Annotated in this window: 12 protein-coding genes; 7 read left to right on the top strand and 5 right to left on the bottom strand. The window is 67.4% G+C overall.

What is annotated here, in order from left to right; translation table 11 throughout:
- Positions 1-146: 146 nt before the first annotated feature.
- From AC2FAN_RS22325 to AC2FAN_RS22310, 4 genes are all read right to left on the bottom strand, one after another.
- Complete coding sequence (locus tag AC2FAN_RS22325) at positions 147-1,007, bottom strand: TIGR01459 family HAD-type hydrolase (RefSeq protein ID WP_265054450.1); 861 nt, start codon at positions 1,005-1,007, stop codon at positions 147-149.
- The gene (locus tag AC2FAN_RS22320; RefSeq protein WP_265054451.1) at positions 1,007-1,945 is read right to left on the bottom strand and encodes a sugar kinase; all 939 of its coding nucleotides are present in this window, start codon (positions 1,943-1,945) and stop codon (positions 1,007-1,009) included. Before AC2FAN_RS22320 ends, AC2FAN_RS22325 begins: the two co-directional genes overlap by 1 nt.
- 126 nt (positions 1,946-2,071) lie before the next feature.
- The gene (locus AC2FAN_RS22315; protein WP_485176374.1) at positions 2,072-3,319 is read right to left on the bottom strand and encodes a hypothetical protein; all 1,248 of its coding nucleotides are present in this window, start codon (positions 3,317-3,319) and stop codon (positions 2,072-2,074) included.
- Between the two features lie 95 nt (positions 3,320-3,414).
- Positions 3,415-4,002: a DUF1134 domain-containing protein gene (locus AC2FAN_RS22310; protein WP_265054453.1), complete on the bottom strand. Its 588-nt coding sequence runs from the start codon at positions 4,000-4,002 to the stop codon at positions 3,415-3,417.
- A gap of 471 nt (positions 4,003-4,473) precedes the next feature.
- On the opposite strand from AC2FAN_RS22310, the gene AC2FAN_RS22305 reads away from it, so the two are divergent.
- Positions 4,474-4,854 carry a YHS domain-containing (seleno)protein gene (locus AC2FAN_RS22305; RefSeq protein WP_485176373.1) on the top strand — a complete coding sequence of 127 codons (381 nt, stop codon included), beginning with the start codon at positions 4,474-4,476 and terminating at the stop codon, positions 4,852-4,854.
- Between the two features lie 6 nt (positions 4,855-4,860).
- Here AC2FAN_RS22305 and AC2FAN_RS22300 read toward each other — a convergent pair whose 3' ends face one another.
- Positions 4,861-5,694: a 3'(2'),5'-bisphosphate nucleotidase CysQ family protein gene (locus AC2FAN_RS22300; RefSeq protein ID WP_476806875.1), complete on the bottom strand. Its 834-nt coding sequence runs from the start codon at positions 5,692-5,694 to the stop codon at positions 4,861-4,863.
- A gap of 127 nt (positions 5,695-5,821) precedes the next feature.
- Between AC2FAN_RS22300 and chpT the strand changes: the two genes are divergently transcribed.
- The 6 genes from chpT (at position 5,822) to AC2FAN_RS22270 (ending at position 12,113) form a co-directional block, all read left to right on the top strand.
- The gene (chpT, locus tag AC2FAN_RS22295) at positions 5,822-6,463 is read left to right on the top strand and encodes a histidine phosphotransferase ChpT (protein ID WP_265054456.1); all 642 of its coding nucleotides are present in this window, start codon (positions 5,822-5,824) and stop codon (positions 6,461-6,463) included.
- A gap of 93 nt (positions 6,464-6,556) precedes the next feature.
- The gene (locus AC2FAN_RS22290) at positions 6,557-9,163 is read left to right on the top strand and encodes a chemotaxis protein CheW (RefSeq protein ID WP_485176372.1); all 2,607 of its coding nucleotides are present in this window, start codon (positions 6,557-6,559) and stop codon (positions 9,161-9,163) included.
- Positions 9,160-9,648 carry a chemotaxis protein CheW gene (locus tag AC2FAN_RS22285; RefSeq protein WP_485176371.1) on the top strand — a complete coding sequence of 163 codons (489 nt, stop codon included), beginning with the start codon at positions 9,160-9,162 and terminating at the stop codon, positions 9,646-9,648. The genes AC2FAN_RS22290 and AC2FAN_RS22285 overlap by 4 nt, the downstream gene beginning before the upstream one ends.
- Positions 9,649-9,677: 29 nt before the next feature.
- Positions 9,678-10,043, top strand: coding sequence for a response regulator (locus AC2FAN_RS22280; RefSeq protein ID WP_038359309.1), 366 nt, complete (start codon positions 9,678-9,680; stop codon positions 10,041-10,043).
- 70 nt (positions 10,044-10,113) lie between these two features.
- Positions 10,114-11,229: a chemotaxis-specific protein-glutamate methyltransferase CheB gene (gene cheB / locus AC2FAN_RS22275; RefSeq protein WP_485176370.1), complete on the top strand. Its 1,116-nt coding sequence runs from the start codon at positions 10,114-10,116 to the stop codon at positions 11,227-11,229.
- Entirely contained in the window at positions 11,226-12,113 is an 888-nt protein-coding gene (locus AC2FAN_RS22270) for a CheR family methyltransferase (protein ID WP_485176369.1), read from the top strand. Before cheB ends, AC2FAN_RS22270 begins: the two co-directional genes overlap by 4 nt.
- Positions 12,114-12,222 lie beyond the last annotated feature (109 nt).

Below are 12,222 nucleotides of genomic sequence, written 5' to 3'. Positions count from 1 at the left end.
ATCCCGGGCTTGACCCGGGATCCATGCCAGAGCGCTTGCGAAAAAGGTTCAGGCATGGATCCCGGGTCTCCCTCCGGTCGCCCGGGATGACCCGCGTTTCAATGGAAACGCAACACGCTTCACAAACTCGACGCGGCAGCGGAATCTCAAGCCAGCGCCGCCATCGCCGCGATCGGCTGGACGGCGAGCCCGTCCAGTACCTTGGCGAGCCCGGCCGGATCGACCTCGCCGCCGCGCATGGTCTCGTCGCGATGAATGCCCCCGGCGATGAACAGGCTGTCGAAGCCCATCAGCCGCGCCCCGGCGAGATCGGTGCGAACCGCGTCGCCGATCACCAGCACCTTGCCGGTCTCGACCGATCTGCCGCCGCGCGCATCGGCCGCCGCCGACAGTGCAAGGTCATAGGCCGGGCGATAAGGCTTGCCGGCCCAGGCGACAGTGCCGCCCAGCGCCTCGTAGATCGTCGCGAGGGACCCGGCGCAAGGCAGCAGATCCTCGCCGACATGCACGACGAGATCGGGATTGCCGCAGATGAAGGGCAGACCGCGCCGGGCGAAGCGCTCCAGCAGCGGCCGGTACTGCTCCGGCGTCTCGGTGCGGTAGTCGTTGAGCTCGGTCGCGACGACGATGTCGGCCCGCTCCTCGTCGACCAGCTCGACATCGAGCCCGGCGAAGACCGCCCGGTCGCTCTGCCAACCGATATGATAGGCGCGCTTGTGATGGCTCTCCGCGATGAGCGAGCGCGTGACGTCGCCGGAGGTGACGAGCCTGTCCCAGGCCTCGCGCGGCACGCGCTTGGTGTCGAGCAGCCCGGCGACCTGCTGCGACGGCCCCGGCGCGTTCGAGAGCAGAATCACTGTGCCGCCACGCTCGCGGAAGGCCATCAGCGCGTCGCAGGCCGGCTCCAGCGCCCAGAGCCCGTCATGGACGACGCCCCAGACGTCGCTGATCAGCACATCGTAGCGGGCAAGGAGGTCGCCCGCGCGCTTCAGGACTTGAACGGCCATCAGGCTTGTGCCTCGGCAGCGATGCGCGCCTCGACCTCGGCGCGGCGCGGCAGCGGCGCGACGGCGCCATAGCCTTGCGTCGAGAGGGCCGCGGCGACATTGGCATAGGCGCCGGCAGCGAAGGCATCGCCCGTGCGCAGATACTCGGCCAGGAAGGCGCCGTCATAGCAGTCGCCGGCGCCGGTCGCGTCGATGGCATCGACCTTGATCGGCCGGAAGCGCTCGCGCCGAACCGGCGTCGCGACCAGCGAGCCCTCGTGACCGAGCGTCAGCGCCACGACGCGCGCGCCAAGCCTGAGATAGAAATCGGCGATGGCATCGGGATCGTTGAGCCCGGTGAGCTGCGTCGCATCGTCCAGCCCGGGCAGCACGATATCGGCCATCGCACAGGCGGCATGGATGATCGCCCGCGCCCGCGTGAGCGGCCAGAGCTTGAGCCGCAGATTGGTGTCGTAGGCGGTCAGCACGCCGGCCTTGCGCGCAGTCTCGAAGGCATCGAACACGGCGTCGCAGGCAACGGCCGAGATCGCCTGGCTGATGCCGGAGGCCTGGACGATGCGGGCCGAGCGGATGAGATCGCGCGGCAGGTCGCGCGGGCCGTAGAGACTCGCGGCCGAGCCGGCACGCAGATAGGAGAAGACATGGCCGGACGGGCCGTGATCGACGAAATAAAGGCCGGTCGGCGCGGTCGGATGCGTCGGGACATGGGCATCGTCGACGCCCTCGCGCTTCCATAGCGCGCGGATCGAATGGCCGGCGCTGTCATCGCCGAGCGCGCCGAGATAGCCCACCGACATGCCCTGCCGCGCGGCCGCGACGGCACAGTTGGACGTATCGCCGCCATGCCCGAACAGGAAGGCGCCGGTCTCGGCCCGGGTCGCGTTGAACTCGCCGAGCGGCTCGCCCAGGCACAGAAGATCGATATGGCTGTCTGTCACGGTTTAAAACCATTCAGGTGGCGCCGACGCGCCGGGAGGCCCCGCCTTCCTAGAGCATCGAGCCGGCAGGGGGAAAGCGGTTTTCGACGCGGCCGGGAGCCGGCGAACGGGATGCGGCCTGCGCCGCTACTCCGCCGCCTCGCGTTTCGGCGACAGGCTCATCAGCCGGTCCGCCAGCCGGACGATCTCCTGGCGCAGGGCCGCATTGGCCGGTCCGCCGGCGGCGGCAGCCTTCCGCAGGTTCGACATCTCGCCAAGGAGCTGGTTCCGGTCGTCCCTGGCCTGGCCCAGCGCACCTGCGAGCGTCTGGAGCTCGGCGCGCAGAAGCTCGACCTGGCCTTCGCGTTCGCGCTGGCTGTTCTGCAAGGTGGTGATCTCTTCCTCGTTTCGGCGGCTGGTATCGGCCAGCTCGGCCTGTGCGGCGGCGAGCGCCCGCTGGAGGGCATCGGCCTTGTCCTGCAAGGTCGCACGCTCGGCAACCGCCTGCTGCAAACGTGTGCCGAATTGCTGCGCCTCGACGGCAGCCGCACTCGCCCGCGCATCGGCCGCAGCCAACCCGGCTTCGGCCTGTTCGGCCCGCGCGGAGAAAGCGCCGGCCCGGACCTGCTCGCCATCTCGCTCGCCCGTCATCGCCTTCAGCGAGGCCTCGCTGCGGGCCAGCAATTCCTCCACCGCAGCCAGCCGGCCGGCAAGCTCGTCGCGCTTGCCTTGCAGCACCATGATCTGGGTCCGGTCCTCGACCTGCTCCACGCGCAGCTTCTGGTGCCCGTCGCGGCTCGCCGCCAGTTCGCTTTCGCGCTCGGCAAGCAGCTTCTCGATCCGCCCGACCGTCTCACGCTCCCGCGCGAGATCGCCATTGCGCTCGCTCAGGTCGGCGCCGGTCCCGGTCAGGGCCTGCCGCGCCTCAGCCAGGCTCTGCTCCAGGCTGGCAAGATCGGCCAGACGCTTGTCCAGCGTGACGGAGGTCTCGGCATGGCCGGCCTGCTCCCGTTCGAGGGCCGTCCGGGTCTCGTCGAGCGTCCCTTGGGTCGTCTTAAGCGTTGTCGTGAGTTCTTCGATGCGGACATCGCGCTCGCCGCGCTCGCGCTGGAGTCGGCCGATCGTCATGTCGCGACGCCCGAGTTCCTGCAGGGCTTCGGCCTTCGCCGCAAAGCCGCGCTCGGCATCCTGTTCGACGGAGCGCATGCGCAGCGCAAGCTGGGCCCGCAGATGATCGCGGTCGGCGGCGATTTCAGCGAGGGATAGTGGAAACGCGGCTTCGGCACGCTTGCGCGCCAGCCGGTCGGCCCGTCGCGCGAGCGCCGGCACCGCAGCCAATGCGAGAAGGGCCGCACAGAGGAAGCCGAGTGCGAACAGCATGGCGGCTTCGATCAAGGCTCAAAGCTCCCGACAGCGCATCGATACGACGTCGAATCTGCCATGCCCGCGCAGCCATGGCCAGCGCTTGTCGCCGGTCTCCGCCACGCGGACTAGAACGGATTCCACGTCGCCTGCGGCGTGAACTTGAGATAGCCGAGATTGACGCCGAGCCGCCAGCCGACGCCGGTGCGGATCGGCACCACGGTGATCCCTTCGGCCGTCAGGGCCGTGAAGCCGAAACCGCCGATGAAATAGGCCGAGCCGTCGACGCCGGCGAAGCGCTGATAGAGCGCGTCCACCGCCGGCAGGTTGTAGACGAGCATCATCGTGCGCGCGCCTTCGCCGCCGAAATCGAAACCGATCGAGGGCCCCTGCCAGAACAGCCGGCGATCCCCGGCATTGCGCGTGTAGAGCTGGCCTTCGCCGAAGCGCAGACCGCCGACGAAGGCACCCGATGCCTCCTGGCCGAGCACGTAGCCGTTGGGTTCGCCCCAGCGCCGCACCGCCTCTTCGATCGTCAGCGCGAGGCCGCGCGACACGTTGCCGAAGAACTTGTGGCCGGAGGTGACCAGTTCGTTCTGCGAGAAATTACGCTGCTCGTTGTAATTCTGCGCGAAAGCCGGCGTGGACAGGCCGGTCAGGCCCGTGCCTGCGACGGCGAGACCGCCCTTGATGAGACTGCGGCGGGTCTGGTTCATAAGCAAGATCTCCGGACAGAGGGTCGAGCCAAGCAGGACCCCAGGGCGGTTTGATCGCCCGGCTGCTCGGCGCCGGTTCCGGTTGCGATGCAACCCGTTCCGGACAGATGCGATGCAGGCCGGAAGGCGGGCCGATCCTGGGCTATCCGCCGCTCGCACAGCCGTCGAAACACGACGTCCGGCGAAAACGAATCAATTCGGTAACCAATTTGATACGCCGCAAATCTATCCAAGGCGTGAAGATTCCGGAGAGCCGAACGGCCCGGGGTTGGAAGTTCGCAAGGATTTGACGTGATGAAGGCCGCAACAAGGCAACGCTGGACCTCGCTTGCCGCGGGCATCGCCTTCCTATGTCTCATGCCTCCCGCCGCAATCGCCCACACGACCTCGGCGGAACCTGCCTCGACTGCGTCGTCGAGATCACCTGGCCTACCAGTCGGCTTGCCGAGGCTGCCGTCTCTGGGAGAGGCGATGCAGCGCGATCTGCGCACCGGCCTCGCCATCAACGGCTTCGATCCTGTGTCCTACCAGCTCGGCGGCCAGCCTGCAGCCGGCCGGCCGGAGCATGAGCTGATCCATGACGGCATCGTCTGGCGCTTCGCCTCGCAGGCCAATCTCGAGGCTTTCCGGGATGCGCCGGAAGTCTATGCGCCCGCTTTCGCCGGATTCGATCCGACGGGAGTAGCCAACGGCGTCGCCGTCGAAAGCGACCCCAGCCAGTTCGCGATCATCGGCTCGCGGCTTTTCCTGTTCCGCTCGGCCGAGAACCGCCAGCGCTTCCTGCAGGACGCCGGGATCCTGGCTAAGGCCGAAGGCAGCTGGAAATCGGTGTTGCGCTTCGTCGCTCGCTGAGGCGGCTCAGCAGCCGCTATCGCCGGCGATGGCGCGCCGCGCGAGCGCCTCGCTCGAGGCGGCCACGAAGGGCGGATTGCGGAACTGCCGCTGGATGACGCCGTAATGCGGCAAGGCGCCATCGAGCGTCAGCACGATCCCGCCCGCCGCCGAAAGAATGGCATCGCCCGCCGCGATATCCCATTCCATGGTCTGGCCGCAGCGCACATGCAGGTCCGCCTCGCCCGAGGCGATCATGCCGAACTTCACGGCGGATGACACCGGAATGCCCTTGTTGCAGCACATCGCCGACGCGATGCCGTCGCTGCGCCCATCGCCGTGGAAGCGGCTGACCAGCGCCACCGGCCCATCGCTGGGAAGGGCGCGCACCTCGGTGCGGCGCGCTTCGCCGAGCGCCGTGCCGTCGCCCGCAAAATCCTGCACATAGGCGTGCTCGCCCGCGAACCAGAGCCGTCCGATAGCCGGAGCGGCGATCGCACCCGCGATCGGCCGGCCATCGCACACGACCGCGATCGCGACGCAGTAGCTGTCGCCACCCGCGAGGAATTCGCGTGTGCCGTCCAGGGGATCGAGGAGGATGAAGACCTCGCCGGGCGCGACGCTGTCGGCCGTCTCCTCGCTGATGATGGGAAAACCGGGCATCAGCCGGGCCAGCGCGTCCTTGGCCGCATGGTCCGCCGCCAGGTCGGCCGAGCAGACCGGCGAGCCGTCAGCCTTGAGCCTCACGTCGCGCGCCGCCCGCTTCGCCAGCAGGACGGCGGCACTGACCCGTGCGGCTTCCGCGAGTTTGCGTCCCAGCCCGTCGCAATCGCGCAGGCGGGGATCGTCACGGCCGATCATGGCGGCCCATCCTTCGAACATTTGCCCGGTATATGGGGGTTAACCACATGAAAACCAAGATGACAGCATATCTGGCAGCAACGGCGCCTTACTCCCGGCGCATCGCTGAAGCCAGGATTTTCCCTCCATGACCGCCATCTCGCTCGACTCGCTCGACCTGGCCGCTCTTCTGTGCAGCCGCGTCTGCCATGACGTGATCAGCCCGGTCGGCGCGATTGTCAACGCTCTGGAGGTCTTGGAGGAAGACGACCCCTCGATGCGCGACTTCGCGCTCGAACTCATCAAGAAGAGTGCGCGCAACGCTTCGGCACGCCTGCAATTCGCCCGCCTGGCCTTCGGCGCCGCCGGATCGGCCGGCGCGATGATCGATCTCGGCGATGCCGGCAACGTCGCCAATGGCTTCCTCAACGACGAGAAGCTCTCGCTCGATTGGGACGCCCCGCGCGCCCTGCTGCCGAAGAACCAGGTCAAGCTCGTGCTGAATCTGCTGGTCATCGCGGCGCAGGCCGTGCCGCGCGGCGGCAAGCTGGTTTCGCGCGCCACCGTCGAGGGCGAGCAGGGCAGCTTCGAGATCACCGCCACCGGCTCGCATGCCCGGATTCCCGCCCATGTCGAGGAGTTGCTGGCCGGCGAGGCTCCGGGGGGCGCGATCGACGCCCACGCCGTCCAGCCCGTCTACACCGGCATGGTCGCGCGCGCCGCCGGCATGGCGATCTCCGTCGCCATCGAAGGCGAGACGGTGACCATCAAGGCGGCCAAGGCGGCCTGAGCATCCGCATCAGTCGAAGGGCGATCTCAACTGATCATAAACCCTTCTGCTGCTTTAGTTCCTGCAGAGTTTCGCGTTGAGTGATGTTCCTGCATGGACGAGTTGCTGCAAGAGTTCCTGACGGAGACCGGCGAGAATCTCGACACGGTCGATCGGGAACTCGTACGCTTCGAGCAGGACCCGAACGATCGCGACATCCTGCGCAACATCTTCAGGCTCGTTCACACGGTCAAGGGCACCTGCGGCTTCATCGGTTTGCCGCGCCTCGAGGCGCTGACCCATGCGGCCGAGTCGGTGATCGGACAGTTTCGCGACGGGGCGACGGTGAAGCCGACTGCCGTCACCGCGATCCTCGAAACCATCGACCGCATCAAGGATATCCTCGCCGAGCTCGCCGAAAAGGGCCAGGAACCCGAGGGTAACGACGAGACGCTGATCGGCGAGCTGCAGGCGCTGGCCGACCATGCCAGGGGCGAGCTCGATCAGGCCCGTCCGGCCGGGGAGCCACTCGATCCGGTCGCCGCCTATCTCGCCCGCCATGGCCAGGTCGTGGCCAAGCCCTCGACCGACGATCTCGTCTTCCGCAGCGCTCCGGGCCCCCAGCGCGGCCGCGACGGCCGCATCGAGGGCAACGAGCAAACCATCCCTTCCGACGATGTTGCCGAACGCACGCGGGCCGGCAGCCCGGCGACCCTGCGCGTCAATGTCGACACGATCGAGCATCTGATGACCATGGTCTCGGAGCTCGTCCTGACACGCAACCAGCTTCTCGAGGTCTCGCGCCAGCAGGAGGACGCCAAGCTCAAGGCGCCGCTCCAGCGCCTGTCGCTGATCACCGCCGAGCTGCAGGACGGCGTGATGAAGACGCGCATGCAGCCGATCGGCAACGCCTGGTCGAAGCTGCCGCGCATCGTGCGCGACCTCAGCGCCGAGCTCGGCAAGCGCATCGACCTCGTGACCGAAGGCGCGGACACCGAACTCGACCGCCAGATCCTCGACCTGATCAAGGATCCGCTCGTCCACATGGTCCGCAATTGCGCCGACCATGCGATCGAACTCCCGGCCGAACGCCGGAATGCCGGCAAGCCCGAGCAGGGCACGATCCGGCTCTCCGCCTATCACGAGGGCGGCTCGGTCACGATTTCGATCGCCGATGACGGGCGCGGGCTCGATGTCGGGCGTATCCGCAACAAGGCCGTGGCCCGGGGTCTCGTCACGGAAGCCGAGATCGAGAAGCTCGGCGATGCCCAGATCAGCCGTTTCATCTTCCAGCCCGGCTTCTCGACGGCCGACAATGTGACGGCGGTCTCGGGCCGCGGCGTCGGCATGGACGTGGTCAAGGCCAATGTCGATTCGATCGGCGGGACGATCGACGTCGCCAGCCGTTCCGGCCTCGGCACCACCATCACCATCAAGATCCCGCTGACGCTCGCCATCATCTCGGCCCTGATCGTGATTGCGGGCAGAGACCGCTATGCGATCCCGCAGATCGCCGTGCGCGAGCTCGTGCGGGTCAAGGCGGGCGACGATAACCGCATCGAGGAGATCAACGGCGCCCCGGTCCTGCGGCTGCGCGGGCGCCTGCTGCCGATCATTTCGCTTCCCGAGCTGATGGGCGCGCCCAAGACCACCGAAGGCGAGGGCTTCATCGTCATCACCCAGATCGGCGAGCGGCAGTTCGGAATCCTCGTGGACAGCGTGTTCCACACCGAGGAAATCGTGGTGAAGCCGATGTCGAGCAAGCTTCGGCACATCCCTCTCTTCTCCGGCAACACCATCCTTGGCGATGGCGCGGTCGTGCTGATCGTCGATCCCAACGGGGTCGCCAGCCTCGTCGGCGCCGTCCTGTCGGACGAGGCCGAAGCCGAGCCGCGCACCACCGCCCCCCGCGTGCAGGGTGGCGAGAAGCAGACGATGCTTGTCTTCCGCACCGGCGCCGGCAGCCTGCAGGCTCTGCCCCTCTCGCTCGTGACCCGGCTGGAAGAGGTCGACGCTGCTCAATTCCAGCGCGGCGGCGGCCGGACGCTGCTGCACTACCGCGAGCGTCTCATCCCGGTCACGCCGCTGGCAGAAACCCAGCTGCGCAGCCAGGGCATCCAGCCGCTCGTCATCGTATCGCACGGCGATCTCACGATCGCCCTTGCCGTCGAGGCCATCATCGACATCGTCGAGGATAGTTTCGACCTCGAAATGGCGGCGGCCGACCAGCGCGGCGTGATCGGCTCGGCGATGATCCGGGGCCGTGCCACCGATATCGTCGATCTCGCCCATTATCTGCCGCTGAGCGAGCCCGGCTGGTTCGCCGCGAAGCGCGGTTCCGCCGCATCGGGCCAGGTTCTGCTGGTCGAACCGTCGGACTTCCTGCGGGAGATGCTGAGCCCGATCATGAGGGCTTCCGGCCACGCGATCACCCTGGCGGCCGATTTCAATCTCGATACTTCCGCCACAGACGAGCCGTTCAGCATCGCGCTGCTCGATCTCGACCGGCAGATGGAAACGGCCTTCGCCTTCGCCGCGAGGTTGCGCGCCCAGCCCGGGAGCAAGCGCCTGCGTATCCTCGGCCTCACCACCTGCGCGACGCCGGATCTGCACATGCGCGCCGTACAAGCCGGCTTCGATGACGTCATCGCGAAGTTCGATCGCCGGGCCCTGCTGAGCGAGCTGAATGCCGGGGGCACGGATATGAGGCAGGCGGCATGACCCCCTCCGACCCCACCAAGGCCCAGCATGCCGGCTTCAGCGAATCGCTGGACTACGTGACGATCCGGATCGGCGAGCAGTTGCTCGGCCTGCCGATCGGGCGCGTGCAGGACGTCTTCATCACCGACCGCATCACGGTCGTTCCGCGCGCGCCGGGCGAGATCGTCGGCCTGCTCAATCTGCGGGGGCGCATCGTCACGGCGATCTGCCTGCGCAAGCGCCTCGGCCGGCCGGTCCCGGATGCCGAGGGGCAAGGCGAGTTGACCGCGATCGGCATCGATCATGGCGGCGAGGCCTATGCATTGATCGTCGACGCCGTCGGCGAGGTGATCCGGCTGGACCGTTCCACCTTCGAGCCGCTCCCGGTTCATCTCGATCGCGTCTGGACCGCGTTGGCCATGGGCGTTCACCGGCTCGCCGACGAACTCCTCGTCATACTCGACCTCGACGCCGTCCTCGATCTTGACCTTGCCAGCGCGGCCTGAGGCGCGGCCACACAGTTTTGGAGAGCACCATGAAATATTGCCTCGTCGTCGATGACTCAGCGGTGATCCGGAAAGTCGCGCGCCGGATTCTGGAAGGTCTGCAATTCCGTATCGCCGAAGCCGAAGACGGCGCGCGCGCGATCGACGCCTGCAAGGGCGAGATGCCCGATGCCGTGCTGCTCGACTGGAACATGCCGATCATGGACGGCTACGAATTCCTGCGCACGCTGCGCCAGATGCCGGGCGGCAAGCGGCCGAAAGTCGTCTTCTGCACCACGGAAAACGACATCGCCCACATCGCGCGCGCCATGCATGCGGGCGCCGACGAGTACATCATGAAACCGTTCGACAAGGAGATCGTGGCGTCGAAGTTCCATCAGGTCGGCCTGCTCTGAACAGGCCGGCTCCGGAACGGAGTCCGATCCCTCCGCTGACGCGGTCGCCCCTATAAGCAAAGTCCTGATGATGGCTACCCGCCTTTCCTCTCCAACTCCGGCGAACCGGCACAAGACGGTCGTGATCGCCGACGACTCCGTCGTCGTGCGCGGGCTTTTCGCGCGTTGGCTGGGGGAAGCCGGGCATTTCCACGTCGTCGCGGTCGCGGGGGACGGTGAAACCGCCGTCGCCCATGCGACGCGCTACAAGCCCGACGTGATGGTGCTCGACCTCGACATGCCCGGCGTCGACGGCGCAGCCGCCCTGCCCCAGATTCTCAGGGAGAGCCCCAATACCGGTGTTCTGCTCGCCGCCACGCTGAACGAACGCAACACCCGCATCGCGCTCGAATGCATGACCAAGGGCGCGATGGACGTCGTATCGAAGCCGGACAGCCGCAGCGGCATGACGCTCTCCCTGGATTTCCGCAGCGAATTCCTGCTCAAGCTCGGCAACATCGCCCACACGCCGATAAAGCCGGGCTCGCTGCCGCCGGAGGTCGATGTCGTCGACCTGCACCATACCGGTCCGGTCAATCTGCGCCCGCTCGTCTCGGTGATGCCGCGCTATCTCGTCATCGGCGCCTCCACCGGTGGCCCGCGCGCCGTCGCCAAGGCGCTGTTCGATATCGGCGATGGCCTCCACGACCTGACGACGCTGGTCGTCCAGCATATGCCGCCGCTGTTCACCGCCTCCTTCGCCGAACAGGTCGCCAGCCATATCGGCGTGCCCGCGCGCGAGCCCTTCGACGGCGAGCGCCTGACGCGCGGCACGGTCTATGTCGCGCCCGGCGGGCGCCATCTCGGCATCGATCGCCGCCTCGGCCACATCGTCGCGCGCATCGGCGACGAAGCGCCGGTCAATTTCTGCCGGCCTGCGGTCGACGTGCTGTTCAACGACGCGGCACGCCATCTCGGCGCCGCGGCCCTCGGCCTCGTCCTCACCGGCATGGGCAGCGACGGCACCGAAGGCGCCGGCGCCCTGCGCAAGGCAGGCGCTGCCGTTCTGGCGCAGGACGAGCAGAGCAGCACGATCTGGGGCATGCCGGGCTCGGTCGTCCGCGCGCGCCACGCCAGCGCCGTGATCCCGCTCGACGAGATCGGCGCCTCGATCCGCTGCCTGGTGCGCGGGGTGCAGCCGGCATGACCGAGACCGATTTCGCATATCTGCGGCTGCTGCTGCAGCAGCGTTCCGGCCTGTCGCTGACGGCCGACAAGCAGTACCTCGCCGAAAGCCGCCTCAGCATCCTCTGCCGCCGACGCGGCGTTGCCGACATCGCGACCCTGATCGGCCAGCTTCGGCTGGGGCGTGATCGCCTGCTGGAGAACGCCGTCGTCGATGCGATGACGACGAACGAGACGCTTTTTTTCCGCGACAGGACGCCGTTTGACCTGTTCCGCGACGTGATCCTGCCGGAACGCCTCGCTGCCAACGCTGCCAGCCGCTCGCTCCGCATCTGGTGTGCTGCGGTTTCGAGCGGGCAGGAAGCCTATTCGCTGGCCATGCTGATCGACGATATCGCCGGGCGCCTCGCCGGCTGGAAGGTCGAAATCATCGGCACGGATATTTCCGCGGAGATTCTCGAGAAAGCCCGGTCGGGCATCTACAGCCAGTTCGAGATCCAGCGCGGCCTGCCGATCCAGATGCTGCTGAAGTATTTCGAGCAGCGCGGCGACAAATGGCAACTCACTGAGCGGCTGCGCCACATGGTCGAGTTCCGCCAGCACAACCTGCTCGAGCGAAACGACCATTTCGGCCGCTTCGACATCATCTTATGTCGCAACGTGCTGATTTATTTCGACGTACCGACCAAAATGAAGGTGCTGGAACTGCTGGCCCCGCGCCTGGCAGCCGATGGAGCCTTCATTCTCGGCGCCGCGGAAACCGTGCTCGGGCTTGCGACGAAGTTCGTCGGCGATCCCGATCATCGGGGCCTCTACCGTCAGGCGCCCCTCGCCGCGCAGCCACGTGCCGTCACGACGGCTGGCTCCCGCGCCTATGCCGCGCCGCTCGCCGGCTGGCGTGCCTGAGCGCGAGATCCGCGACCGCCTCCCGAGCAAGCGGCCAAACAAAAACCCCGCCTCGCGGCGGGGTCCCGTCGACCTGTCGTGTACATCCGACGATCAGGTCAAAACATGT

It is taken from the genome of Allobosea sp. RIT-PG3_2 (assembly GCF_057321085.1).
The sequence above is the reverse complement of the archived record's forward strand: the minus strand, read 5'-3'. Positions and strand labels throughout refer to the sequence as shown.